The organism is Streptomyces sp. OZ13, from assembly GCF_052068155.1.
Lineage (GTDB): Bacteria > Actinomycetota > Actinomycetes > Streptomycetales > Streptomycetaceae > Streptomyces.
Genome location: NZ_JBQHCZ010000003.1, coordinates 113,436 through 137,703, shown reverse-complemented (window position 1 = coordinate 137,703; position 24,268 = coordinate 113,436). Strand labels below are relative to the sequence as shown.

25 protein-coding genes, 1 other RNA gene and 1 pseudogene are annotated in these 24,268 nt (G+C 72.2%); 12 read left to right on the top strand and 15 right to left on the bottom strand.

Annotated features, from left to right (window positions below; genetic code table 11):
- Positions 1-94: 94 nt before the first annotated feature.
- Entirely contained in the window at positions 95-709 is a 615-nt protein-coding gene (gene eda, locus ACTMTU_RS07625; protein ID WP_441262722.1) for a bifunctional 4-hydroxy-2-oxoglutarate aldolase/2-dehydro-3-deoxy-phosphogluconate aldolase, read from the bottom strand.
- 60 nt (positions 710-769) lie between these two features.
- Positions 770-1,576, bottom strand: a complete 807-nt coding sequence (gene yaaA, locus ACTMTU_RS07620) for a peroxide stress protein YaaA (protein WP_441262721.1) — start codon at positions 1,574-1,576, stop codon at positions 770-772.
- 113 nt (positions 1,577-1,689) lie between these two features.
- On the opposite strand from yaaA, the gene ACTMTU_RS07615 reads away from it, so the two are divergent.
- Complete coding sequence (locus ACTMTU_RS07615) at positions 1,690-3,129, top strand: RNB domain-containing ribonuclease (RefSeq protein WP_441262720.1); 1,440 nt, start codon at positions 1,690-1,692, stop codon at positions 3,127-3,129.
- Here the strand turns inward: ACTMTU_RS07615 and ACTMTU_RS07610 are convergent.
- Together ACTMTU_RS07610 and ACTMTU_RS07605 are read right to left on the bottom strand one after the other, a co-directional pair.
- Complete coding sequence (locus ACTMTU_RS07610; protein ID WP_441262719.1) at positions 3,116-3,946, bottom strand: hypothetical protein; 831 nt, start codon at positions 3,944-3,946, stop codon at positions 3,116-3,118. The genes ACTMTU_RS07615 and ACTMTU_RS07610 overlap by 14 nt on opposite strands.
- A complete protein-coding gene (locus tag ACTMTU_RS07605) occupies positions 3,943-4,725 on the bottom strand; it encodes a MerR family transcriptional regulator (RefSeq protein ID WP_441262718.1) in 783 nt (260 codons plus the stop codon). Before ACTMTU_RS07605 ends, ACTMTU_RS07610 begins: the two co-directional genes overlap by 4 nt.
- A gap of 134 nt (positions 4,726-4,859) precedes the next feature.
- Between ACTMTU_RS07605 and ACTMTU_RS07600 the strand changes: the two genes are divergently transcribed.
- Together ACTMTU_RS07600 and rnpB are read left to right on the top strand one after the other, a co-directional pair.
- Positions 4,860-5,435, top strand: a complete 576-nt coding sequence (locus ACTMTU_RS07600) for a Uma2 family endonuclease (protein ID WP_441262717.1) — start codon at positions 4,860-4,862, stop codon at positions 5,433-5,435.
- Between the two features lie 30 nt (positions 5,436-5,465).
- Positions 5,466-5,868: RNase P RNA component class A (gene rnpB / locus ACTMTU_RS07595), an RNA gene on the top strand.
- 61 nt (positions 5,869-5,929) lie between these two features.
- On the opposite strand, the gene ACTMTU_RS07590 is transcribed toward rnpB, so the two are convergent.
- From ACTMTU_RS07590 to ACTMTU_RS07575, 4 genes are all read right to left on the bottom strand, one after another.
- Positions 5,930-6,346 carry a hypothetical protein gene (locus ACTMTU_RS07590; protein WP_441262716.1) on the bottom strand — a complete coding sequence of 139 codons (417 nt, stop codon included), beginning with the start codon at positions 6,344-6,346 and terminating at the stop codon, positions 5,930-5,932.
- A gap of 127 nt (positions 6,347-6,473) precedes the next feature.
- Positions 6,474-6,941 (bottom strand): DUF6083 domain-containing protein, encoded by a 468-nt coding sequence (locus ACTMTU_RS07585; RefSeq protein ID WP_441262715.1) that lies wholly within the window; start codon positions 6,939-6,941, stop codon positions 6,474-6,476.
- 101 nt (positions 6,942-7,042) lie between these two features.
- Entirely contained in the window at positions 7,043-7,366 is a 324-nt protein-coding gene (locus ACTMTU_RS07580; RefSeq protein WP_441262714.1) for a MazG-like family protein, read from the bottom strand.
- An 87-nt stretch (positions 7,367-7,453) separates the two neighbouring features.
- Complete coding sequence (locus ACTMTU_RS07575) at positions 7,454-8,257, bottom strand: SDR family oxidoreductase (RefSeq protein WP_441262713.1); 804 nt, start codon at positions 8,255-8,257, stop codon at positions 7,454-7,456.
- A 133-nt stretch (positions 8,258-8,390) separates the two neighbouring features.
- On the opposite strand from ACTMTU_RS07575, the gene ACTMTU_RS07570 reads away from it, so the two are divergent.
- On the top strand, positions 8,391-10,019 hold the full coding sequence (locus ACTMTU_RS07570) for an alkaline phosphatase D family protein (RefSeq protein WP_441262712.1): 1,629 nt from the start codon (positions 8,391-8,393) through the stop codon (positions 10,017-10,019).
- A gap of 114 nt (positions 10,020-10,133) precedes the next feature.
- On the opposite strand, the gene ACTMTU_RS07565 is transcribed toward ACTMTU_RS07570, so the two are convergent.
- Positions 10,134-11,132 carry a Gfo/Idh/MocA family protein gene (locus tag ACTMTU_RS07565; RefSeq protein WP_441262711.1) on the bottom strand — a complete coding sequence of 333 codons (999 nt, stop codon included), beginning with the start codon at positions 11,130-11,132 and terminating at the stop codon, positions 10,134-10,136.
- A gap of 91 nt (positions 11,133-11,223) precedes the next feature.
- Here ACTMTU_RS07565 and ACTMTU_RS07560 point away from each other — a divergent pair, with 91 nt between their 5' ends.
- From ACTMTU_RS07560 to ACTMTU_RS07545, 4 genes are all read left to right on the top strand, one after another.
- Complete coding sequence (locus tag ACTMTU_RS07560) at positions 11,224-12,612, top strand: Bcr/CflA family multidrug efflux MFS transporter (protein ID WP_441262710.1); 1,389 nt, start codon at positions 11,224-11,226, stop codon at positions 12,610-12,612.
- Positions 12,613-12,947: 335 nt separating this feature from the next.
- Positions 12,948-13,958, top strand: coding sequence for a small ribosomal subunit Rsm22 family protein (locus ACTMTU_RS07555; protein WP_441262709.1), 1,011 nt, complete (start codon positions 12,948-12,950; stop codon positions 13,956-13,958).
- A 39-nt stretch (positions 13,959-13,997) separates the two neighbouring features.
- Positions 13,998-14,615 (top strand): TetR/AcrR family transcriptional regulator, encoded by a 618-nt coding sequence (locus ACTMTU_RS07550; protein ID WP_441262708.1) that lies wholly within the window; start codon positions 13,998-14,000, stop codon positions 14,613-14,615.
- A gap of 123 nt (positions 14,616-14,738) precedes the next feature.
- Complete coding sequence (locus ACTMTU_RS07545; protein WP_441262707.1) at positions 14,739-15,497, top strand: bifunctional DNA primase/polymerase; 759 nt, start codon at positions 14,739-14,741, stop codon at positions 15,495-15,497.
- A gap of 296 nt (positions 15,498-15,793) precedes the next feature.
- On the opposite strand, the gene ACTMTU_RS07540 is transcribed toward ACTMTU_RS07545, so the two are convergent.
- Positions 15,794-16,789 (bottom strand): hypothetical protein, encoded by a 996-nt coding sequence (locus ACTMTU_RS07540; protein ID WP_441262706.1) that lies wholly within the window; start codon positions 16,787-16,789, stop codon positions 15,794-15,796.
- A gap of 202 nt (positions 16,790-16,991) precedes the next feature.
- Between ACTMTU_RS07540 and ACTMTU_RS07535 the strand changes: the two are divergent.
- Positions 16,992-17,663: pseudogene (locus tag ACTMTU_RS07535) on the top strand (PhzF family phenazine biosynthesis protein); the annotation flags it as partial.
- Positions 17,664-17,805: 142 nt separating this feature from the next.
- Here the strand turns inward: ACTMTU_RS07535 and ACTMTU_RS07530 are convergent.
- Positions 17,806-18,468 (bottom strand): heme oxygenase (biliverdin-producing), encoded by a 663-nt coding sequence (locus tag ACTMTU_RS07530; RefSeq protein WP_441262705.1) that lies wholly within the window; start codon positions 18,466-18,468, stop codon positions 17,806-17,808.
- A gap of 133 nt (positions 18,469-18,601) precedes the next feature.
- Positions 18,602-19,459 (bottom strand): type I methionyl aminopeptidase, encoded by an 858-nt coding sequence (gene map, locus ACTMTU_RS07525; protein WP_441262704.1) that lies wholly within the window; start codon positions 19,457-19,459, stop codon positions 18,602-18,604.
- A gap of 58 nt (positions 19,460-19,517) precedes the next feature.
- On the opposite strand from map, the gene ACTMTU_RS07520 reads away from it, so the two are divergent.
- On the top strand, positions 19,518-19,745 hold the full coding sequence (locus tag ACTMTU_RS07520; RefSeq protein WP_189473966.1) for a hypothetical protein: 228 nt from the start codon (positions 19,518-19,520) through the stop codon (positions 19,743-19,745).
- A 274-nt stretch (positions 19,746-20,019) separates the two neighbouring features.
- Here ACTMTU_RS07520 and ACTMTU_RS07515 read toward each other — a convergent pair whose 3' ends face one another.
- Positions 20,020-21,309, bottom strand: a complete 1,290-nt coding sequence (locus ACTMTU_RS07515; RefSeq protein ID WP_441262703.1) for an MFS transporter — start codon at positions 21,307-21,309, stop codon at positions 20,020-20,022.
- Between the two features lie 54 nt (positions 21,310-21,363).
- Positions 21,364-21,984: a hypothetical protein gene (locus ACTMTU_RS07510; RefSeq protein ID WP_441262702.1), complete on the bottom strand. Its 621-nt coding sequence runs from the start codon at positions 21,982-21,984 to the stop codon at positions 21,364-21,366.
- A 94-nt stretch (positions 21,985-22,078) separates the two neighbouring features.
- Between ACTMTU_RS07510 and npdG the strand changes: the two genes are divergently transcribed.
- Together npdG and ACTMTU_RS07500 are read left to right on the top strand one after the other, a co-directional pair.
- Positions 22,079-22,798, top strand: a complete 720-nt coding sequence (gene npdG, locus ACTMTU_RS07505; RefSeq protein ID WP_441262701.1) for an NADPH-dependent F420 reductase — start codon at positions 22,079-22,081, stop codon at positions 22,796-22,798.
- 125 nt (positions 22,799-22,923) lie between these two features.
- A complete protein-coding gene (locus ACTMTU_RS07500; protein WP_441262700.1) occupies positions 22,924-23,112 on the top strand; it encodes a hypothetical protein in 189 nt (62 codons plus the stop codon).
- A 4-nt stretch (positions 23,113-23,116) separates the two neighbouring features.
- Here the strand turns inward: ACTMTU_RS07500 and ACTMTU_RS07495 are convergent, their stop codons facing one another.
- Positions 23,117-23,917: a site-2 protease family protein gene (locus ACTMTU_RS07495; protein WP_441262699.1), complete on the bottom strand. Its 801-nt coding sequence runs from the start codon at positions 23,915-23,917 to the stop codon at positions 23,117-23,119.
- Positions 23,918-24,268: the final 351 nt, after the last annotated feature.

Genomic DNA, 24,268 nt, shown 5'->3' with positions numbered 1-24,268 from the left:
GCCGGGGTGTCCCTCCCGTGCGAAACGCGGTGATCACACGTCCGGCGGAGGCCGGTCGCCGCCGGACGCGGGGGGAACGGCGGTGCGCGACGGGTTATCCCAGCCCCGCCGCCTCCCGCGCCAGGGACTCGACCCGGCCCCAGTCCCCGGACGCCACCGCGTCCGGCGGGAGCATCCATGTGCCGCCGACGCACGCCACATTGGGAAGTGCGAGGTACGACGGGGCCGAAGTGAGCGACACCCCGCCCGTGGGGCAGAAGCGGGCCTGGGGGAGCGGGCCGGCGAGGGACTTGAGGTAGGGCGTGCCGCCCGCCGCCTCCGCGGGGAAGAACTTCATGTCCGTCACTCCGCGTTCCAGCAGCGCCACGACCTCCGACGTCGTGGACACACCGGGCAGGTACGGCACGCCGGACGCCTTCATCGCGTCCAGCAGGGTGTCCGTCCAGCCGGGGCTTACGAGGAAGCGCGCTCCGGCCGCCACCGCGGAGGAGACGCCGGCCGGTGAGATCACCGTGCCCGCGCCGACGACGGCGTCGGGCACCTCCGCAGCGATCGCGCGGATCGATTCGAGCGCGGCCGGTGTCCGCAGTGTCACCTCGATCGCCGGCAGGCCGCCCGCGACGAGGGCACGCGCGAGCGGTACGGCAGTGGCGGCGTCGTCGACGACGACGACAGGGATCACGGGGGCGAGGCCGAGCACGGAGGTCATGCGCCCCATCCTGCCCAGCCCGAGCATCACGCGCAACGAGCGTTGCGCATCATGCAACGCCTAGTGGATCTCGGAGACCACCACGTCCAGCGCCCACGCCTTCCCGGCCTTCGCGGGAGGCTCCGCCTCGACCACGTGTCCGAGGTCCCGCAGCGCCTCCACCAGCGCGGCCGGTGACCTGGGGGCCGCCCCGGCCTCCAGCAGGCTGCGGACGATCCGGCCCTTCGTCGCCTTGTTGAAGTGGCTGACCACGGACCGCGTCTCCACCCCGGTCGATTCGTCGACCCGGGAGTGCAGCACCCGTACCGTCGCCGTACGGCTCGCGACCTCGCCCTTCGGCTTCCACGCCGCCGCGTACGCCGACGACCGCAGATCGAGCACCAGCCCGCCGCCGGCCTCCTCGGGGAGTACGGACTCCATCGGGCCGCGCCAGTACGCCCCGAGCGCCCCGAGGCCCGGCAGCTTCACGCCCATCGAGCAGCGGTACGGCGGGATGCGGTCGCCGATCCGGACCGCGCCCCACAGCCCGGAGAACACCAGCAGCGACTGCCGGGCCCGTCGGCGCGCGGACGCGCCGAGCGTGGCGAGGTCCAGCGCGTCATACAGGACGCCGGTGTAGATCTCACCGGCCGGCCGGGTCCCCGCCGTCCGCAGTTCCACGTTCTTCGCGATCTCGCCGCGCAGCCCTTCGCTCAGGCCGAGGACCTCCTGCGCCTTCGTACCGTCGGCGACACACAGCTCGACCAACTCGTCGAGCACCGCCGCCCGTGCCTCCGCGAGCCCCGGCAGGGACAGCGACTCCGGCTTCAGCGGAGCCCCGCGGCCGGAATCGGCCTTGCCCTCCGACGGCGGCAACAGCACAAGCACGGCAGGTCTCCTTCGTACGGACACGGGGTGGGGGTGCGGCCCCGCGCCAGAGTACAAAGGCCGCCCCGCCCCGCCGAAATGCCACCACCCCTGCCGCGACCTACGCTCGGTCCATGCCCCGCCGCCACATGAAAGCGACCGGCGCAGCCGAGGCCCCGCTGCGCGCCGCCCTGCGTGAGCTGCGCACGACGCTCGACGTGCCGGGGGACTTTCCGGAGGCGGTCCTCGCCGAGGCCGCGACCGCCGTCACGACCCCGCGGCTGCCCGCGGAGGACGCCACGGACATCCCCTTGTTCACCATCGACCCGCCCGGATCCGTCGACCTCGACCAGGCGATGCACCTCGCCCGCCGCGACGGGGGCTATCGCGTCCACTACGCGATCGCCGACGTCGCCGCCTTCGTCACGCCTGGCTCGGCGCTGGACGCGGAGGCCCACCGGAGGGTGCAGACGCTGTACTTCCCCGACGGGAAGGTCCCCCTCCATCCGCCCGGTCTCTCCGAGGGGGCCGCCAGCCTGCTGCCCGGCCAGAGCACCCCCGCGCTGCTGTGGCGGATCGACCTCGACGCGGAGGGGCGCACGGTCGGCACCGACGTGCGCCGGGCGCTCGTGCGCAGCCGGGCCAGGCTGGACTACGAAGGAGCGCAGCGGCAGATCGACACCGGCACGGCGGAGGAACCGCTGGCCCTGCTCAAGGACATCGGCACCCTGCGCGAGGCGCTCGAGGTCGAACGCGGCGGGATCTCCCTGAACGTCCCCGAGCAGGAGGTCACCGAGCGGGACGGCGGGTACGTCCTCGAGTACCGCGCACCGCGCCCCGCCGACGGCTGGAACGCGCAGATCTCCCTGCTCACCGGCATGGCAGCCGCCGGCCTCATGACCGCGTCGGGCACCGGCATCCTGCGCACCCTGCCGACCGCCCCCGACGGGGCCGTGGCGCGGCTGCGCCGCTCGGCGAAGGCGCTGCGCGTCGACTGGCCCCACCACGTCTCGTACGCCGAACTCGTCCGCTCCCTCGACCCTCGCGAGCCCCGCAACGCCGCCTTCCTCCAGGAGTGCACGACGCTGCTGCGCGGCGCCGGGTACACGGCGTTCACCGGCGGGGTGCTCCCGGTGCCGGCCGTCCACGCGGCGGTCGCCGCCGAGTACACGCACTGCACCGCGCCGCTGCGACGGCTCGTCGACCGCTACGCGGGCGAGCTGTGCCTGGCCGCCGTCGCGGGGCGGGAGCCGCCGGAGTGGGTGACCGCCGCCCTGGAGACCCTCCCCAAGGAGATGGCCGAGGGCGGCCGGCGCGGCAACACCGTCGAACGCGAGTGCCTCGACATCGTTGAAGCGATCGTGCTGCGGGACCGGATCGGCGACGTCTTCGACGCGGTCGTCGTCGACGTGAAGGAGAACGACCCGGCGGCCGGCACCGTCCACCTCGAGGACCCGGCCGTGGTGGCGCGCGTCGAAGGCGGCGGCGACGCGCTGCCGCTGGGGGAGCGGCTGAGGGTGCGGCTCATCGAGGCCGACCCGGGGCGGGCGAAGGTGCGGTTCACGCCGGCGTGACCGGCGCCGTCGCCGGGCGCTCCCCGCCCACCGCCTCCCGCAGGGCCTTCGCGAACGCCCGGGCGTCGTCGGCGTGGACGCGGACCGTCCGGACGGGCCGCTCCCGCCCCAGCAGTCCGGTGTACGTCACCGGCTCGGACAGTTCCAGCGTCACCGACGTCTGCCCGGCGATCTTCAGGTCGAGGACCTCGCCCTGCTTCTCGTGCGTGAAGATCAGCTCATACCGTACGGAACCGATCCGCTCCAGCGGTATCCGCAGATCCACATGGCCGGCCTGACGGAGCCGCAGCGTGTCCGCCGACAGGACGTGCGGGCGGGTGACGGCAGCGGCCTGGATGCCCAGCATGAACACGACGGTGTAGACGTCCACGACGAGCAGCACCGCGTGCACGGCGGGCCAGTTCCGGAACAGCACCGCCATGACGACCGTCTCGACGGCGCAGACGAAGGTGAAGCCGTACATCAGCGCGGCCTGGTCCCGGGCATGCCCGTAAGCGCGGTCGTCCGGGCCGACGCCGTCACGGCGGCGCGCGACCCACAGGACCAGGCTGTACATCAGCCGCAGTTCATGGCCGACGAGACGCAGCACGGGCAGCGGCACGAGTTCGGCCAGCGCCTCCCGCCGGGTCAGGCCGCCCCTGCGCAGCCGCAGATAGGCGAACACCTCCGCGGCGAGCAGCAGCACGACGGCCACCTCCGCGACGGCGACGACGAGGGCGGGGATCCGCACACCGCCCACCAGGCACATGGCCACCAGCAGCTCTGCGGGCAGCACCGCGTAGGCCATGCCCCGCAGGGCGCTGAGCAGCCGGTTCACCGGACACGCTCCATGGCCAGCCGCAGGGCACGCTCCACGACGGCGGCCTGCGCGGGCGAGAAGTCCGCGAGAAACGCGTCCAGGAAGCCCTCCGGGGGCGGGCCGTCCGGGCCGGGCCGCGGCACCATCTCGTCGGGCAGCATGTCGGCGAGGTCCTGGGCCGTCCGCTCCACCCGCGGGTCGGCCGGGTCGGCGTCCGCGAGCGCGTCGAGCTCCGCGTACAGCGCGTACGCCCGCTCCATGGCGCCCGGCGCCCCGGTCATCCGGCGCATAGCCCCCATCAGCCGCTCCTGCTCCTCGGTGGGCGCCATCGTGTCCAGCAGCGCCAGCAGCTCACGGTCCTTGGCCGCGGACGCCGGCTCGGGCCCTGGCAGCGCCGCGGACGCGCGTGCCATGTCGTCGAACAGCTCCGCCAGCAGCGGGGACACCGGTCCCTCGGCGGGCAGCCGCCCCTCCCGCGCCTGCTCGAGCAGCGGGGCCAGCCGCGCCCGCCGCTCATGGACCAGCGCCTCCTGCCGCCCGAGGTCGGCGTCCAGTTCCTCCAGCACCTCGACGAGGTCCCGGCCCGCGTCCTCCGCGAGCACGTCACGCACCTCGTCGAGCCCGAGCCCCAGCTCGGTGAGCCGCCGGATCCGCGCGAGCAGCACGGCGTCGCGGACGGTGTACTCCCGGTACCCGTTGGGCAGCCGGACGGGCTCGGGCAGCAGCCCCAGATGGTGGTAGTGCCGGACGGCCCGCGTGGTCACACCGACCATCGCGGCGATCTCTCCGATTCGCATGGCTTCAGTAGAAACGTTGACGCCGCGACAAGGTCAAGCGCCGACCGGTCGGCGGAGCGGGACCCTGTGCCACGATCGAGGGAACGACCGCGATCTCACGGACGGCGGGTGCCTCGATGTCCGACGCTGACGACATGACTGTGATGCCGCACGAACTCACGCAGGCGGAGTTCCTGCTGAAGGGCTTCCTGGCGCTGGTCACGCCGGAGGGCTTCCGGGCGGAGCTGATCGAGGGGGAAATTGTTGTGACACCGCCGCCGGACGGGGACCACGAGGACTGCATCGGGCAGATCGTCGCCCAGGTCATCCGGAGATCGCGGACGGATATGCAGTTCTCCGGGAACAAGGGGCTGACGCTGAAGGAGCTCCCGGGCAGCCCGAGGGACCACGTCATCCCGGACGGTACGTTCGCACCCGAGGCACTGCGGCTGTTCCGCGGTGCGGCCTCCTGGATGCCCTGTGACGGGGTGTCCATGGTGCTGGAGGTCACCTCGTCCCGCCCAAGCATCGACCGCGAGACCAAGCGCCGCGGCTACGCTCGCGGTCGTATCCCGCTCTACCTGCTCGTGGATCGGGATGCCTCCACCGTGACCCTCTTCAGCGACCCGGAGGACGGCGACTACCGACTGCACCACCTGGCCCCGTTCGGCAAGCCCCTCCCCCTCCCCGAGCCGTTCGGCTTCGACCTGGAGACCGCCGACTTCCTCTGAAACGGCAGGTAGCATGGTCACCACGGCAGACGAGCCGGGCGGACGGCCGCGTGGGGATCAGCAGTGATCCTCCCGAGGAACGTCCGGGCTCCATAGGGCAGGGTGGTGGCTAACGGCCACCCGGGGTGACCCGCGGGACAGTGCCACAGAAAACAGACCGCCGGGGACCTCGGTCCTCGGTAAGGGTGAAACGGTGGTGTAAGAGACCACCAGCGCCTGAGGTGACTCAGGCGGCTAGGTAAACCCCACCTGGAGCAAGGTCAAGAGGGACCGCCGGAAGGTGGTCCTGCGCGGACGTTCGAGGGCTGCCCGCCCGAGTCCGCGGGTAGACCGCACGAGGCCGACGGCAACGCCGGTCCTAGATGGATGGCCGTCGCCCCGACGACCGCGAGGTCCCGGGGCACAGAACCCGGCGTACAGCCCGACTCGTCTGCCCCTGCCTGCGTGTTGTACCTGAAAGGGCCTCCGACCACCGTCGGAGGCCCCGCCCGCGATCAGGCCTTGGTCGATGCGCTGCACAGCCAGTCGCCGTAGCGCACGCCGTCCTTGCTGCGGACGATGCAGACCCGCACCGTGTCGTTCTCGGTCAGGTCGTAGTTGCACGTCGTGATGCCGGTGCCGGGCTGGCCGATGCTGGTCGTGTCGTAGCAGCCGGTCCGGTGGTCGCGCCAGCCCCAAGCGTCGATGTTGATCTTCTGCCAGCGCTCGATCTTGGCCTGCACCGAGTAGCCGTCCGCGGACGTGTCGGTCACATAGAGCCAGTCACCGTCGGGGTAGAACGTCGCCGTGCCCCAGGACCTGCTGACACTCACGTTGAGGCCGCTCGCGGAGGCGGAACCTGCCATGCCGACGACGAGGGCACCGCTCGCGAGGAGGGCCATGCCGGCTGTTGCCGCCTTGCTGCGCGTCATGAAGTGTTCCCTTTCCGAAGACATTTGTTCGATGAGCGTCCAGATCAAACCGCTGTCGACGAACAGATGTCAACCAGGTTTATGGCAAGGTGAGTTGACGGACGGGCGAGGGCCGTCAGGGCATCTGTCACACGCCCTGCCGGGCGTTCCGCCGCCACACCGCGTGCAACGCCGGTGAGTGCGCCGGCGCCGGGCGGGCCGGGCAGACGTCGACGTGGCTGACCCGGCAGGTGTCGGACGGGGCGGCCGATCGAAGGTGGACTGCTGTGCCGTCACCCGCGATGCGCCAGCGGTGCCCGACGGGGACCGTGGTGACCGCGAGGGCGCCGGGTTCGATGAGTATCCAGCGGCCGTGCACGGTACGGTGCCGCTCCGCGCTGCTGCCGCACTCGCGGCAGGCCACGGAGCCCGGCGCGGCGGCGGCCGTGCGGGTCGCGAACGTCAGCGCGTCGCCCGTGGCCGTCAGGATGTCGCCCAGCCGGACCGGATCGCGGCCGGACCGCGTGGGGTGTTCGCACCGTGTGCACAACGCGGTGCGGCGGCCGGCGTCCCAGCGGGCGCCCGGGCCGTCACAGGCAGCGCATCGAAAGTCCAACTCCGGCCCCCCGCAGCTCCGTTACAGCGCGATTTCCTTCCCCAACAGGGAGTCTTCCGAGAGTGACGGCTCCGAAACCATGTGTACGGGCGCGGTGCCGCTCAGGTCTCCCGGGACCGGGACGCCACGCGGTCGAGGTGTGACGCGAAGACCTCCCCCGCGTCCGGGGTGAGCGTGCGCAGGGCCACCATGGCCGTGATGATCACGTCACACAGCTCCGCCTCGACGTCCTGCCAGCTGTGCGTCGTGCCCTTGCGCGGGTTCTGGCCCTTCGCGCCGATGACCGCCTGCGCGACCTCGCCCACCTCCTCGGAGAGCTTCAGTACGCGCAGCAGGATCTCCTGCTCCGGCGGGTACTTGGCGTGCGCGTGCAGCCAGTCGTGCAGGCGGCCGATGGTCTCCCAGCCTGTGTCCGTGTGCTCCATGACCGCAGAGTGCCACGGTGCGGCGGCCGGCGGAGGGGAACGCGGAGGCGCCGGGCCCCCGACGTTCTCGCGGCGCCGGCCGTCTGGTCAGCCCCGTCCGATGAACGGCATGTTCGTCGCCATCACCGTCACGAACTGCACGTTCGCCTCCAGCGGCAGCTCCGCCATGTGCCGCACGGTCCGGGCCACGTCTGCCGCGTCCATCACCGGCTCCGGCGCCAGTTCGCCGTTGGCCTGGCGGACGCCCGTCTGCATGGCGCCGGTCATCTCGGTCGCCGCGTTGCCGATGTCGATCTGGCCGCAGGCGATCGAGTACGGACGGCCGTCCAGTGAAAGGGACTTCGTCAGGCCGGTCAGCGCGTGCTTGGTCGCGGTGTACGGCGCCGAGTCGGGGCGCGGCGCGTGCGCGGAGACGGAGCCGTTGTTGATGATCCGGCCGCCCTGCGGGTCCTGTTCCTTCATCTGCCGGAACGCCGCCTGCGCGCACAGGAAAGCGCCGTTCAGGTTCGTGTCGACGACCTTGCGCCAGGCGGAGAACTCCAGGTCCTCGAAGCGGACGCCGCCCGGCCCGAACGTGCCCGCGTTGTTGAAGAGCAGGTCGAGCCGCCCGTAGCGTTCACGGACCGTGGCGAAGAGGGCCGCCACCGCGTCGGGTTCGGTCACGTCCGTCGGCACGCAGAGCACGTCCGCGTCCGGCCGGACGTCACGGATCAGTGCCGCGGTCTCCTCCAGCGACTCGCTACGCCGACCGGCGAGCGCCAGTGCCCACTTCGGGCGAACGGTCGAACTGGCGGCCGTGTCCTGTCCTGCCCGTGCCAGTTCCAGTGCCACGCTCCGGCCGATGCCGGAGCCCGCACCTGTCACCACCGCGATTCTCGCTACAGCGTTCATGCTTGCGCAGCGTACGCGCATGTGTCGTACACGGATCTCATCCGACCGCCATGCGGATGTTGTGTCCCCGACAACGCGGATTCTTCGGCTCCGGCTGCAATGCGACTGACAACAGCCGTAAGGGGAGGGCCACATGACACCCGCGCACACGACCCACTCGTCCGAACTCAGAGCCGCTGCCCGGCACTTCGGGCGACGCACCTTCCTCACCGCCACGTCCGCCGCCGCCGCGCTCGCCTTCGCGGTGAACCTGCCCGGCACCGCGCACGCCAGTACGGTCAACGGCCGGAAGATCACCGAGAACCCCTTCACGCTCGGCGTGGCGTCCGGCGACCCCCAGCCCGCGTCCGTCGTGCTGTGGACCCGTCTCGCGCCCAGGCCGTACGAGCCGGGCAGCGGCATGCCCGACGCCAGGGTCCAGGTCCAGTGGGAGGTCGCCCACGACGCCGCGTTCGCCCGGATCGCCAAGCGGGGCAGCGTCACCGCCTTCCCCGAGTTCAACCACAGCGTCCACGTCGAGGCCGCCGGCCTGGAGGCGGACCGGGTCTACCACTACCGCTTCCGCACGGGCACGTGGATCAGCCCTGCCGGCCGCACCCGCACCGCCCCCGCTCCCGGCGCCGTCCTCGGCCGGCTGAAGCTCGCGGCCGTGTCCTGCCAGGCATACCACGACGGCTACTTCACCGCGTACCGGCACCTCGCGGACGAGGACCTCGATGTCGTCTTCCACCTCGGCGACTACCTCTACGAGTACGCCGTGAACTCGGCGGGCGGCGCCCGCAACTACACCGACCGCGTCCTGCCGGCCCACTTCAACCGCGAGACGGTCACCCTGGAGGACTACCGGTTGCGGTACGGGCTCTACAAGTCCGACCCCGACCTTCAGGCCGCCCACGCCGCGCACCCCTTCGTCGTCACCTGGGACGACCACGAGACGGAGAACAACTACGCCGACGAGACGCCCGAGAACGGCGTACCGCCGGAGGAGTTCCTGCTGCGCCGGGCCTCCGCCTACCGGGCGTACTGGGAGAACCAGCCGCTGCGCGCGCCGCAGCAGCCGGCCGGACCGGACATGCAGCTCTACCGCCGGCTGCACTTCGGGCAGCTGGCCCAGTTCGACGTGCTGGACACCCGCCAGTACCGCTCGGACCAGGCGTACGGCGACCGGGCGCACGTCTCGGGACCCGAGTCGGAGGACCCGTCGCGCACCATGACCGGCGCGCAGCAGGAGCGTTGGCTGATCGACGGCTGGCGTGCGTCCACCGCCGTCTGGAACGTCGTGCCCCAGCAGGTCAACTTCTCCCGGCGCAGCCTGGACCTGACCGACGACCCCAAGCTCAGCATGGACGCGTGGGACGGCTACCCCGCCTCCCGCGACCGGGTCCTGGACGGCGCGAAGTCCGCCGGCGTGGAGAACCTGATGGTCCTCACCGGCGACGTGCACGTCGCCTACGCCTACGACATCAAGCGCGACTACGAGACACCCGGCGCGGAGATCGTCGGCACCGAGATCGTGGCCACGTCCATCTCCAGCGGCAAGGACGGCGCCGACAAGCCGGCCACCTGGGAGACGTACACCACGGCGAACCCGCACATGAAGCTCTACAACGGGCGCCGCGGCTACGTGACGGTCACCCTCGAGGAGCAGCGGGCGCGTGCCGACTTCCGCACGGTGGCCGCCGTGACGACGCCCGGCGCGCCCGTCACCACGACCGCGTCGTTCGTGACGCAGGCGGGGAACCCGGGGCTCCAGCAGGTCTGACCTGGCGTCGGGCACCTTGCGGCCGGCCGTCCGGCACGTCGTTCGACGTGCCGGACGGCCGGGCCGGTCCCCGCTGTCCCGGTCCTCGCCGGAGTCAGGCCGTGGTGTGTGCCGTCATCCGCCGTGGCGTTCGCCCGGGAAGCGGACGCCGATGCGCTCACGCACCGCGTCGAGCGTCCGCATCACGGCGAGCGTGCCTTCGAGCGGGACGAGGGGCGACTCCTTCTCGCCCGCCCGCACGGCACGCATCACCTCGGCCGCCTCGTGCTGCAGCGAGTCCCGGCGGCCGTCGAAGAGGAACTCCTCCGGCTCCTTGCCGTCGCGGTGCAGGACGAAGCGCTCGGGGAAGAAGAACCCGTCCGGGACGTCGATCCGGCCGGCCGTCCCGGTCACGGACGCCGTGACCGGGGTGCCGGCCGTGATCGAGCAGGAGAGCAGAGCCGTCGCGCCCTTGTCCGGCCAGCCGAGCAGCATCCCGGTGTTGAGGTCCACACCCTCCGGGGACAGCAGCGCGTCCGCCTGCACCCGCTCCGGCTCGCCGAGCAGCAGCAGCGCGAACGCGACCGGGTAGACGCCGAGATCGAGCAGCGCGCCGCCGCCGAGCGCGGGATCCCGCAGCCGGTGGTCCGGGGGGAACGGGCCCGCGATCCCGAAGTCGGCCTGCACGGTACGGACGTCACCGATCGCGCCCTCGCGGACCAGCTCGGCGATGCGACGGACGGCCGGGTGGCAGTACATCCACATGGCCTCCATGAGGAACGTGCCGTGGAGGCGGGCGAGTTCGACGAGTTCCGCCGCCTCGGCCGCGTTCAGGGTGAACGGCTTCTCGCACAGAACCGGCTTCCCGGCCGCCAGACAGAGCCCGGCGGCGGCCCGGTGCGCGGAGTGCGGCGTCGCGACGTACACCACATCGACGTCCTCGTCGGCGGCGAGCGAGGCCCAGTCCCCGTACGCCCGCGGGATGCCGAAACGGTCGGCGAAGGTCTTGGCGGACGCCTCGGTGCGGGACGCCACCGCCACGACCTCGGCGTCGGGCATGGCCGCCAGATCCTCCACGAACCTCGCGGCCATGCCGCCGGTCGCCAGTACGCCCCACCGCACGGTGTTGCTCATCACTCGTCCACCCCTGTTCACGCCGAAAACGTCTCGGTCAGCCCGGACGAGCTGAGAGCATAGATGTTGAAAATAGGATTAGGAGCTGTAGATGCCGGAGAGCGGCCAGAGCAAACAAGGACGAACCACTCATCCCGGACCGGCATCCGCGCCCCCGGTCTCCGCCGCGGTCCCCGCGCCGCGGGACGCCGCAACGGCCGCTGCCGCGGCCCCGGTCACCGAAGCTGTCACAGGCTCCGTCACCGGTCCGTCCGCCGCCGGTGTCGCCGCCGCCCGCCGGGCAGGGCTCCTTGTCACACTGGTCCTCGGCGGCCTCACCGCGCTGCCGCCGCTGTCCATGGACATGTACCTCCCGGCGCTGCCCGCGGTCACCGACTCGCTGCACGCCCCCGCGGCGACCGTCCAGCTCACCCTCACCGCCTGCCTCGCCGGCATGGCCCTCGGCCAGCTCGTCGTCGGCCCCATGAGCGACAAGTGGGGACGCCGCCGCCCGCTGCTCGTCGGCATGCTCGTCTACGTGATCGCCACCGCGATGTGCGCCTTCGCGCCGACCGCCGAACTGCTCATCGGCTTCCGGCTGTTGCAGGGCCTCGCGGGCGCGGCCGGCATCGTCATCGCCCGCGCGGTGGTGCGCGACCTCTACGACGGCGTGGAGATGGCCCGGTTCTTCTCCACCCTGATGCTCATATCCGGCGTCGCACCCATCATCGCGCCGCTCATCGGCGGCCAGGTGCTGCAGGTCACCGACTGGCGCGGCATCTTCGTCGTCCTCACCGTCGTCGGCGTCCTGCTCACGCTCGTGGTCGTCAAATGGCTCGACGAGACGCTGCCGGTGGAGAAGCGGCACAGCGGCGGAGTGGGCCAGGCGCTGCGCACCATGCGCGGGCTGCTCGCCGACCGGATCTTCACCGGCTACATGCTCACCGGCGGGCTCGCCTTCGCCGCGCTCTTCGCGTACATCGCGGCTTCGCCGTTCGTGGTGCAGGAGATCTACGGCGCTTCGCCGCAGACGTTCAGCCTGCTCTTCGGCCTCAACTCGATCGGCCTGATCGCCGTCGGCCAGATCAACGGCCGGCTCCTCGTCGGCCGGGTCAGCCTCGACAAGGCCCTCGGCTTCGGTCTGGCCGTGATCACGCTCGCGGCGGCCGCGCTGCTGCTGATGACGTCCGGCGTCTTCGGCGAGGTGGGACTGTTCCCGATCGCGGCGGGCCTGTTCGTCCTGATGTCCGCGATGGGGCTGGCGTTGCCCAACACCAACGCGCTGGCACTGCTGCGCACCCCGCACGCGGCGGGCTCGGCGTCGGCACTGATCGGTACGGCGTCCTTCCTCGTCGGCGCGGTCGCCTCACCGCTGGTCGGCATCGCGGGCGAGTCGACGGCGGTGCCGATGGCGGTCGTGCAGATGGTGTGCGGGGTGGGATCGATGCTGTGCTTCCTGCTGCTGTGCAGGCCGTGGAGGGGGAAAGCGGGGGTGGTCTGAGGGGAGCGGCGCGGTGTGGCCTGCGGGTGCGTGGCGCCTGCGGCGGGCCTGTTCCCCTACCCGCCCCTTCCCGAAACCGGGGCTCTCCCCCCGGACCCCCGCGCCTCAATCGCCGGCGGGGCTGATTTCGCGGAGCGAAATCCAGCCCGCCGGCGATTGAGGCACCGCGCGGAGCGCGGTACGGGTCCGGGCGGAGCCCGGTTTCGGGAAGGGGCGGGATGGGGAGACGGCCCCGCGCAGCGGCCCCGCCCGCCAGGGCCCGGCGGTCCCGCAGGCAAGGCGGCCCCCGCCCGCCAGGGCGTCCGGCGTGGCTCACGCCCGCGTAGACTCTTCCGGTGAACGCCGCCCCCGCTCCCACCGCCGAGACCCTGCGCAGCGCCCTCGCCGGGCTGCTGGACGGGCTGCCGCCCACGCAGGCCGCGCAGGCCGTCGAGCGGCTGATCGCGAACTATCGGGGGGACACCCCCACCGGTTCGCCCATCCTGCGGGACCGGAGCGACGTCGTCGCCTACGCCGCGTACCGGATGCCCGCCACCTTCGAGGCGGTGCGGGCCGCGCTCGACGCGCTGCGGGCCGCGGCGCCCGGCTGGGTGCCGGGCACGCACACCGACATCGGCGGCGGGACCGGCGCCGCGAGCTGGGCGGTCGCCGACGCGTGGGAGGAGGCGGCGCCGAGCACGACGGTCCTTGACTGGGCCGAGCCCGCGCTCGCGCTCGGCCGGGAGCTGGCCCGCGCCTCGCAGGTGCCCTCCCTCCAGGCCGCCCACTGGCAGCGTTCGCGGATCAGTTCGGCGCTCCGTATCGAGAGCACTGATCTCGTCACGGTGTCGTACGTCCTCAACGAGCTCGACCCCGCCGCCCGTGCCGCCGTCGTCGCTGAGTCCGCGCGCGCGGCCGGCGCAGGCGCCGTCGTCATCGTCGAGCCAGGCACCCCCGACGGTTACGAGCGGATCATCGAGGCCCGCGACACCCTGATCGCCGCCGGGATGCACATCGCCGCCCCCTGCCCCCACAGCGCCGCCTGCCCCATAGAGCCGGGCTCCGACTGGTGCCACTTCGCCGCCCGCGTCTCCCGTTCGTCGCTGCACCGCCGGGTGAAGGGCGGTTCGCTGGCGTACGAGGACGAGAAGTTCAGCTACGTGGCCGCCACCCGCTTCCCCGTGGAGCCGGCGACCGCCCGGGTCACCCGCAAGCCGCAGATCCGCAAGGGCATGGTGCTGCTCGACCTCTGCACCAAGGACGACGGGCTGCGCCGAGACACTGTGACCAAGCGCCACGGCGCGCTCTACAAGGACGCCAGGGACGCCGAATGGGGCGACGCCTGGCCGCCCCGCACGCCAGAGTGAGACGATACGTCTCGGTTCATTGTTGCTAGATTGGCTGCCATGAGCGAGATGAAGGCACCCGACTCCGCCCGCCGCAGCGAACGCTCCCGGCGCGCGATCTACGACGCGGCCCTCGCCCTCGTCGGTGAGATCGGCTACCCGAAGACCACCATCGAAGGCATCGCCGCCCGCGCAGGCGTCGGCAAGCAGACGATCTACCGCTGGTGGCCCTCGAAGGCGGCCGTGCTCCTCGAGGCGTTCCTCGACATGGCGGACCGGGCGGCGGAGGCGGCCGGGCCCGGCGGCTATGAGATTCCCGACACCGGGGACCTCGAGGCAGACCTCCGCACGGTCCTGCGCGCCACCGTCGACGAGATGAACACCCCCGTCTACGACGCACCCGCCCGCGCTCTCACCGCAGAGGGCGTGGTCAACGCGGAGGTCGGCGCCCAGTTCGTCGAAAGGCTGCTCGAGCCGCAGCTCCAGCTCTACGTCACACGGCTGCGCGCCGCGCAGGAGGCGGGCCAGGTGCGGTCCGGGATCGATCTGCGTGTCGCCCTCGAACTCTTCACCGGGCCGCTCGCCCACCGCTGGCTGCTGCGCACCCTGCCCCTCACGCACGAGTACGCCGACCAGATCGTGGACTGTGCCGTGAACGGTCTCGCGCCCCGCGACTGATCCCGTGCGCCCCCGGGATGACGACGTGCCCCACCCCGGTTGAGGACTGTGGCCACCCGGGGAGCAGGATGGTGGGACCATGGCAGGGTCCGCGTGGGGCGAGCGTGAGGTGTGAGGGGATAGATGGGCGACGGTATCGGCCGCTACCGCGGCACGGAGGGCAGGCCTTCCCGGGAGAACAGGCTGGCGCAGTGGCTGCGCCGCCGCAGCGGGAACACCGACGCGGAGGACTCGCAGCGCGAGGACCTGCTGCTGGCCGCCGCCGCCGCCGGACTGCCGCTCGCGCCCGCCGCCCACCCGATCGGCTACCGCTGCTCCTGTGAGCGCATCGGCTGTCCGACACCGGCCACCCATCCGGTCTCGTTCGCCTGGCAGACCCAGTCCACGACCGACAAGGCACAGATCCAGCGCTGGGCGCATGGTCAGCCGGAGGCGAACTTCATCACCGCCACCGGCATGGTGCACGACGTGCTCGACGTCCCCCTGGAGGCCGGCCGGGGCGCGCTCGCCCGGCTGCTCGAGCGGGGCATCGACGTCGGCCCGGTCGCCGAGGTCGGCGAGGACCGGATGCTGTTCTTCACCGCCACCCGGGGCACCCCGGAGGACGAGGACGAGTGGTGGCCCTGCGCGCTGGACTGCCACCCGGAGACGATGGACGAGCACCCCGGCCTGCGCTGGCACTGCCGCGGCAGCTACGTCCTCGTACCGCCCGCCCGTCTCCCCGGCGACGGTGACCTCGCGGTCGCCTGGGTCCGCGGCCCGGAGCATCCGCTGCCGGACCCGCTGACCCTGCTGGAGACGCTGACGGACGCCTGCGCGAAATACGCGGGCGAGAACGAGGACATCGACCACCACGCGGCAGCCTGGCCCCTCGGCCGCTGAGCCCCGTCCGCGGTTTCGCGCTCAGGTCGCGGCCCGTCGTGCCGCGCCGCACGTCGGACCCGTCCGCGAGACGGCCATCGGCATACGGACCGGTACGCCCGGCGCGAGCCCCTGTCACCGTCTCGCGTGAGCGGTAGGCCCGGTCGCCCCCGGCCACCCTCCGGCGTGAGCGGCACGCCCGCGAGCCGGCAGGCACTGAGTTCCGGCGCACCCGCCGTTGAACGGCGAGTCCCGGCGGCCACCCGCTGTTGAACGGCGAGTCCCGGCGGCCACCCGCCGTTGAACGGCGAGTCCCGTTACGAGCCCTTCGCCGCGGTCAGCCCCGTCAGACGGCCCACGACGTCCACCGCCCGGCCGGGCTCGCCACCGTTGCCCGGCGGGACGAGGACCACCTGGCTGGAGACCCGCTCCTTGGTGATCGTGGTTTTCACCTCGCCGGTCAGCAGTGCCTTGACGTCCGGCACCACCTTCAGCCGCACGCCCTTCGCGGCCGTCTGGCGTTCGAAGTTGCGCACCGAGAAGAAGACGAAGGCGTCGCCGTCGCGCGTCATCAGCCCCAGGGGCCCGAAGGCGCCGGTGTCCAGCGGCTGGTCGAGGTACTGGGTGTTCACGCCCGGCACGTTCGCGTTCTTCTTCCGGTCCTCGCGCCAGGCGGAGGTGTGGGGGCCGGGCTTGAAGTGGTCCGGCTTCCCGTTCTGCATGTACGAGGCGTACTCCTCGCTCAGGTTGCGGGGCGCGACCGCCGTCGCCGCGCTGTCCGGGGCGACGGGCTCCGCGTAACCGTCCTTGTCCGTCCGGAAGGCCGGGATCTGCTGGGGGAGCATGATCGTCAGGTAGGCGGCCTTCCATCCTTCGTCCGCGCCCGCGCGCACGAAGACCAGGACCCAGCGGTTGTCCGCCGCGCTGTCGTCCCGGTCGCGGTTGGAGTCGGTGTCCGCGACGAACCAGCGCGGCCAGCCGGCCTTCTTGGGGATGGTGAACTTCGCGTCGGTCAGCTCCAGCGGCACATGATTCGGGTTGCCGCCCGGGAAGTTGGCCTGACGGGCCTTGAGGCCGGCCTGGTTGATCGCGCCGAGCGCACCGGTGACATGAGCCGCGTCCAACGCCGGGTCATAGGCCTTGTCGGCCTTGTTGTACGCCTCCGTGAACGCCGCGAGAGCCTTCGCCGCCTCGTCCTTCGTCGCCGAAGGGACGACTTCCAGTTCCCCGTGCACCGTCACGCACGCGCTCGCCGTCAGGGACAGTACCGCCGTCGCCGCGAGACCCGTCGCCGCCCGACCCAGCCTTCTCATCGGTTGCCTTCTGCTCCTCGACCCCCATGGACCGTCCGAACCCTACCGGGGCCCGTGACAGGCCGGACGCCGGGACCGGATACAGCGCCCACACCGTGACCTCGCCGACGGCCGGGCCGGCCGGAGGCCGAACACGCCCCGGTCCTCGCCGTCCGCCGCCGTGGGACCGCCCGTTGGCGAACGGGGATGCTTGAATGCCTGCGTGAACGAACTCGACGCGCTCGGCGTACCCGAGGTTCTCGACGTCCTCCACGTCTTCTGTGGCGGTGACGGGCGGCACGGAAACGCCCTCGGCGTGGTGCGTGACGCCCGTCGCCACCCGGACCGCGGGTCCCGGCAGGCGCTCGCCGCCCAACTGGGCTTCAGCGAGACGGTGTTCGTGGACGACCCGGAGCGCGGCGCCGTCGACATCTACACGCCCACGCAGCGCCTGGCCTTCGCCGGGCACCCCCTCGTCGGCGTCGCCTGGCTGCTGGACCTCCAGGCCGTACGCCCGCCGGCGGGCGAGGTATGGGTGCGCGACGACGGCGAGTTCACCTGGATCACGGCCCGTGCTGAATGGGCGCCGCCGCGACGGCTCGAGCAGTACGCGTCACCCGCCGAGGTCGACGCGCTGCCCGTGCCGCCGCCCGGCGAGGGCAGGCTGTACGCGTGGGCCTGGGAGGACGAGGCGGCGGGCCGGGTGAGGGCGCGCGCGTTCGGGCCGCGCGGCGACCTCGCCGTGGAGGACGAGGCCACGGGCGCGGCGGCGCTGCTGCTGACCGACCGGCTCGGCCGGGCGCTGAACATCACTCAGGGCCGGGGATCACAGATCCTGACCGCCCCCGGCCCTGACGGCATCGTGGAGATCGGCGGACGCGTACGTCTCGCGGCACCCGCTCCGCTGTCCGCGCCCACCGCCGGCCCCGCGCCCACGCCCCTGCCCGCCGAGGGGCGCCCGACCGCTCCCGCCACGCGGATGACCCTTCAGCGCAGCGAACGGGCCCGGCTGCCGCACGCGGTGACGATGCCGGAGGTCACGCGCTGAGCGGGAACTCCCGCTCGAGGTCACGGAGGATGGCCACGTTGTGGTCGAACGCGACGCGGCACTCCTCGATCATGCGCTGCTTCTCCAGGTCGTCGGCCCGGACCGCGTCCAGCAGTTCGCGGTAACCGCGCTTGAACGCGGCCGGGTTGGCGATCTGCTCGAAGACGTAGAACCGGACGCCGTCGCCCTTCCGGTCGAAGCCCCAGGTCTTCTCCGCCACGTCGCGCAGCACTTGGCCGCCGGAGAGGTCGCCGAGATAACGGGTGTAGTGGTGCGCCACATAACCCGCGGGCCAGGTCCGCGCGCACTCCTCGATCCGGGCCGCGTAGGCGGCCGTCGACGCCAGCGGTACGAGCTCCTCCGGCCGGACGTCCGCGCCCCGCAGATGCCCCAGGTCGCGCTCCAGCTCCGCGGTGCGCATCAGCTCGGGCCGGATGAAGGGGCCCGCGACCGGGTCGTCCTTCAACGTCTCGGCCGCGCCTTCCAGTGCCCGGTAGACGAACCACAGCTCCTCGGTGTACCGCGCGTACGCCTCGACACTCAGCCGGCCGCCGAGCAGGTCGTCCATGAAGGACGACATCTGCACGGTCGTGTGGCGCTCGTGCGAAGCGAGACGGATCTGCGTCGAGAAGGGCGTGCCGGTTGCTTCCAAGGCGGGCCTCCAGGGACCGAAGAGGTCGGGAACGAGCGCCAGCGGCTGTTGCCACCACCGATCCTGCTACTTAGGTTTACCTAAGTCAACGTTCCCGACGACCTGTCGGTAAAGACGTTACCCACCTCGGGCGTCAGGGCAACGTAAGAATTTCCGCCCCGGTGTCCGTCACCACCAGCGTGTGCTCGAACTGCGCGGTGCGCTTGCGGTCCTTCGTCACGACCGTCCAGCCGTCGTCCCACATGTCGTACTCGTACGTCCCCAGCGTGAGCATCGGCTCGATGGTGAACGTCATGCCCGGCTGGATCACGGTGGTCGCGTGCGCCGCGTCGTAGTGCGGGATGATCAGCCCGGAGTGGAACGACGAGTTGATGCCGTGCCCCGTGAAGTCGCGGACGACGCCGTAACCGAAGCGCTTGGCGTACGACTCGATCACCCGGCCGATGACATTGACCTGGCGGCCCGGCCGGACCGCCTTGATCGCGCGGTTCAGCGACTCCCGGGTGCGCTCGACGAGCAGCCGCGACTCCTCGTCGACGTCACCGCAGAGGTAGGTGGCGTTGTTGTCGCCGTGCACACCGTTGATGTACGCCGTGACGTCCAGGTTCACGATGTCGCCGTCCCGCAGCACCGTGGAGTCCGGGATGCCGTGGCAGATGACCTCGTTGATCGAGGCGCACAGCGACTTCGGGAAGCCGCGGTAGCCGAGCGTCGACGGGTAGGCGCCGTGGTCGCACATGTACTCGTGCGCCACCCGGTCCAGTTCGTCGGTGGTCACCCCCGGGGCGATGTGCTTGGCGGCCTCCTCCATCGCCTGCGCGGCGATGCGGCCCGCGATACGCATCCGCTCGATGGTGTCCGCGTCCTGGACCTCCGGCCCGGAGTACGGGGTCGGCGCGGGTTTCCCGACATACTCGGGACGCCGGATGTTGCCGGGTACGGATCGGGTGGGAGAGAGCTCCCCTGGTACGAGCAGCGACTGGCCAGACATGGCAGCGAGTCTAACCAGGCCCGCTGGGGCAGCATGGCCTCAGAGGAAGGAGCCGACGATGGCCCTGTTCAAGAAGCGCACGGTGGGCAAGCCGGGCGAGTGGTACTACTGCCTCCAGCACAAGAAGGTCGAGGAAGGCCCCGAGTGCCCCGCGAAGGACCGCTTCGGCCCGTACGCCTCCCGCGTGGAGGCGACGCAGGCGATGGAGACGGCGCGGGAACGGAATCTCGAATGGGAGAACGACCCCCGCTGGCACGACGGGGCGGCGCGGCCGTCCGACGACTAGGGCGGTGGCCGCTGCGCGGGGCTGTTCCCCACCCCGCCCCTTCCCGCTGTATCGATGTGCGGCTCCGCCGCGTGGGGGCTCCGCCCGGACCCGTACCGCGCTTCGCGCGGTGCCCTCAAACGCCGGGCGGGCTGATTTCGCTCCGCGAAATCAGCCCCGCTGGGGGCACCTCCCACGGCCGCCAGGCCGTAGGGGGAGTCTGAGGCGCGGGGGTCCGGGGGCGGAGCCCCCGGTTACGGGAAGGGGCGGGGAGGGGAAACGCCCGCCGCAGGCGTCACGCACCCGCACCCGCACCCGCCGCCGCCCGTCGCGCCACCGCGTCCTCGTCCGTCTCCGCGTCGTACGTGACCAACTTCGGCAGCACCGCCGCCAGCACCCCCACCGACACCAGACACACCACTCCGCCGCTCCAGATCGCCGGACGCGTGCCCGTCCAGCCCGCCATCGCGCCGGCGCGGACCTGGCCGAGCTGCGGGCCGACGCTGTACGAGAGGACCTCGATGCCCGCCAGGCGGCCCCGGAGGGACTCGGGGATCGTCTGGTTCCAGATCGTCGAGCGGCCGAGGCCGCTCAGCATGTCGCCGGCGCCCGCGAAGGCCAGGCACAGCAGCACCAGCCACACGTTCGAGAACCATCCCGCCGCGGCGACCGCCAGCCCCCACCCGGCCGCGCCGAAGACCACGAAGAGGCCGTGCCGGCGTACCCGTGACGTCCAGCCGCTGGTGAGGCTGAGCAGCACGGAGCCGACCGAGCCCGCCGCGTACATGAGGCCGAGGGCCCACTCGGCGTCCAGGTCGTCCGCCAGGAACGGGAAGATCGTGTTCGGGAAGGCGAACACCATCGCGGCCAGGTCGATGGCGTACGTCCCCAGCAGCACCGGCCGTGACCACGCGTACCGCGCGCCCTCCGCGATGCCCCGCAAGGAAGGCTTTTGCGCGTCGTGCGCCGGCGGTGCCGGGTCCAGGCGCAGGCACAGCAGCACGGAGACGGCGAAGCCGACGACGGTGAGCCCGTACGCCGTCGCGTGACCGGCGTAGGCGACGACGACGCCCGCCACCGCCGGACCGGCGATCGCGCCCGCCTGCCAGCGGACGGCGTTGAGCGCCGCGGCCGCCGTGAGCTGGTCGTGCGGCACGATACGGGCGATCAGCGAGTCCAGGGCCGGGCGCTGCAGCCCGGCACAGGCGGAGACGCCCGCCGCCACCAGGTACAGGGGCCAGAGCATCGGCTCGGGAAGCGCGGCGTTCACGAGCAGGATCAGCGCCAGGAGGCCGAGACCGGCCTCGGTGCCGAGGATCATCCTGCGCCGGTCGACGGCGTCCGCCAGGGCACCGCCGTAGAGACCGAAGACGATGAGCGGGACCAGTTCGACCGCGCCCATCGCGCCCACGGCGAGCGGGGAGCCGGTCAGGTCCTTGATCTGCAGCGGCAGCGCGATCATCGCCATGAAGCTCGCGAAGTAGGTGACCAGCCCTTGTATCCACAGAAGCCGGAACCCGCGGGACGACCGCAACGGGGAGAGGTCTGGCAGCACGGCGGCGAGCTTGGAGGGCTTGGAGGTCACGGGTGGCCATGTTCGGTCCGCTGATGGCCCCGGGCAACCGAATTTCCCCCGGTGTCACCAGCGGGGCGGCGGCGGTGCCGTCAGTTGGTCCGCGAGACGCGACAGCCGGTCCCTGAAGCGCGACCGGCCGCGCGGCGCCGGCACGCAGTTCTCGCCGGCCGCCGCGCTCACCAGGTGCTGCACCGTGTCGATGTCGATCTCGGCCGCCCCGTCCGCGTGGTCCGGGCCCGGAACCGTCAGCGCCTCGTGCGCCAGGCCCCGCACCTCGTGGTCGCCGCCGTCGAGGGCCAGGACCGTCGCCCCGGCCCGACGCGCGTCGTGGACCCGTTCCAGCACGCCCGGGTCGGGCGCGGCGGGGGCCACCAGCAGCAGGGTCTCGCCGCGCCGGGCCGCCTCGAGCCTGCCCAGCCCGACGGCCAGATGCGCCGGGTCCCCGGCGCCCACCCGGTGCCGCACGAGCGTCGGGGCGAGCTCCGGCTGTCCCGACCATGCCGCCTCGTCGACGAGGTGGGCGGCCATGTGCCACGGCTCGTACTGCCGCGTCCCCACCAGCAGCAGACCGCCGCCGCGCGGCACCACGGAGGAGCGCAGCGCCCCGGCGAACCGGCGGGCCGCCGCGGGCCATTGGGTCCCGGCGAGGACTTCGCGCAGCAGCGCGACGCGTACGGCATCCATGGACCGGCATCCTGCACCGCGCCCCCGCCCGGCGCGGCCCGGTCGGGCACGGCTCACTCGATAGGGAGGCCGTACCGCGAAGTAAGGTCGGGCCATGACTACTAGTGGTACTGAAAGTCCGGGCTCCGCGGCCAAGGCGCCCGCCAAGGACCCCTGGGACCTTCCCGACGTCTCCGGCCTCGTCGTCGGCGTACTCGGCGGCACCGGCGACCAGGGCCGGGGACTGGCCTACCGGCTGGCCAGGGCCGGCCAGAAGGTGATCATCGGTTCCCGTTCCGTGGAGCGCGCCGAGGCCGCCGCCCAGGAACTGGGCCTCGGCATCGAGGGCGCCGACAACGCGGAGTGCGCGCGGCGCAGCGACGTGGTGATCGTGGCCGTGCCGTGGGACGGGCACGCCAAGACGCTGGAGACGCTGCAGAAGGAGCTCGCCGGCAAGCTCGTCGTCGACTGCGTCAACCCGCTCGGCTTCGACAAGAAGGGCGCGTACGCGCTCAAGCCGGAGGAGGGCAGCGCCGCCGAGCAGGCGGCCGTCCTGCTGCCCGACTCGCGGGTGACGGCGGCGTTCCACCATCTGTCCGCCGTGCTGCTTCAGGACGAGTCGATCGAGGAGATCGACACCGATGTGATGGTGCTGGGCGAGGTCCGTGCCGACACCGACATTGTGCAGGCGCTGGCCGCCCGTATCCCTGGTATGCGGGGCGTCTTCGCCGGCCGCCTGCGCAACGCCCATCAGGTCGAGTCGCTGGTCGCCAACCTGATCTCGGTCAACCGCCGTTACAAGGCACACGCGGGGCTGCGCGTCACCGACGTGTAGGGCCGTCCCCGGCGGCGCGTTCTCGCGGGGCGGGGGCGCGCACGGGGGAGACGGGCGGGCAGGGGGACACATGGGGGACACTGGAGGGCCGAACCGCCCGCAGGACCCGACAGGAGCCGTACCCCATGCCCCGCCTCGCTCTCTACTCCCTCGCCGTCTGCGCCCTCGCCGTCGTCGCGGCGGTGATCTCCTTCGTGCAGGGCATGTGGCTCGGGGTCGTGTGGGTGCTGCTCGCGGGCCTCGCGTCGAACATGGCCTGGTACTACCTGCGCCGGGCGAAGGCGGAGCGGGCCGCCGGGGCCGGCTCCGCCTGACGCGTCAGGCGCGGACGGCGCAGAACTCGTCCTGGCCCTTCCAGAACTCGAACAGGTCCCGGCCGCAGTGGACGCCGAGCTCGTCCACCCCGAGGGCCTGCATGATCCCGTAGACGGCGTCGAAGAACATGCCGTTGACCTCGGGGATGAAGAGGACGACGAAGACGATGATCAGCCCGAACGGGGCGATCGGCTCGACCTGCCGGCGCACCTTGTACGACAGCCAGGGCTCGATCACGCCGTAGCCGTCCAGGCCCGGGACCGGCAGGAAGTTCAGCAGCGCGGCCGTGACCTGGAGCATCGCGAGGAACGCCAGAGCGAAGCGGAACGCGACCGGGACGCCGTCCAGGGCGCCGAGCCAGAACGGGGCGGTGCACACGGCGGCGAACAGCACGTTCGTCAGCGGTCCCGCGGCCGAGATCAGGCTGTGCTTCCAGCGGCCGCTGATGCGGTTCCGCTCGATGAAGACCGCGCCGCCGGGCAGACCGATACCGCCCATGATCACGAAGATGACGGGCAGCACGATGCTCAGCAGGGCGTGCGTGTACTTCAGCGGGTTCAGCGTCAGATAGCCCTTGGCGCCGATGGAGATGTCGCCGCCGTGGAGCGCGGTACGGGCGTGCGCGTACTCGTGCAGGCACAGCGAGACGATCCAGGCGGAGACCACGAAGAGGAAGACGGCCAGCCCCGGGCTGGCCGCGAAGTCCGTCCACACCGCCCAGCCGGTGACCGCCATCACCGCGGCGATCCCGAGGAACACGGGACTGATGGCGCTGTCGCTGCGGCGCCTGGCGGCGGTGGTCATGAACGCGGCTCCTGGGTTGCGGCGGGGGTGCGGGGCGGGTGTGCGGAGTAGACCGCACCGGCGCCACGGGGTCAAACGTCCCGGGGCCGTTCCCGGTTCCTGCTCCTGCCCAAGGGGGCGGCGGCGACACCGGTAGGCGGGTGACGCCACCGGTGTCGCCGACCGGTACGCGGTCGCGCCAGCGGCACGGCGGCGGGTACGACACCGGTACCGGCACGTCGGCGGGTACGCGGCGGTCGTGGCGCGGGTGGCACGGGCCCGGCGGGCGGCACGCGCTCAGGGCCGGCCCGACCGCCGGCACTCGGTCGCCGATCGCCGGATTCGGCACACCGGAGGCATCGACCCGGTGGG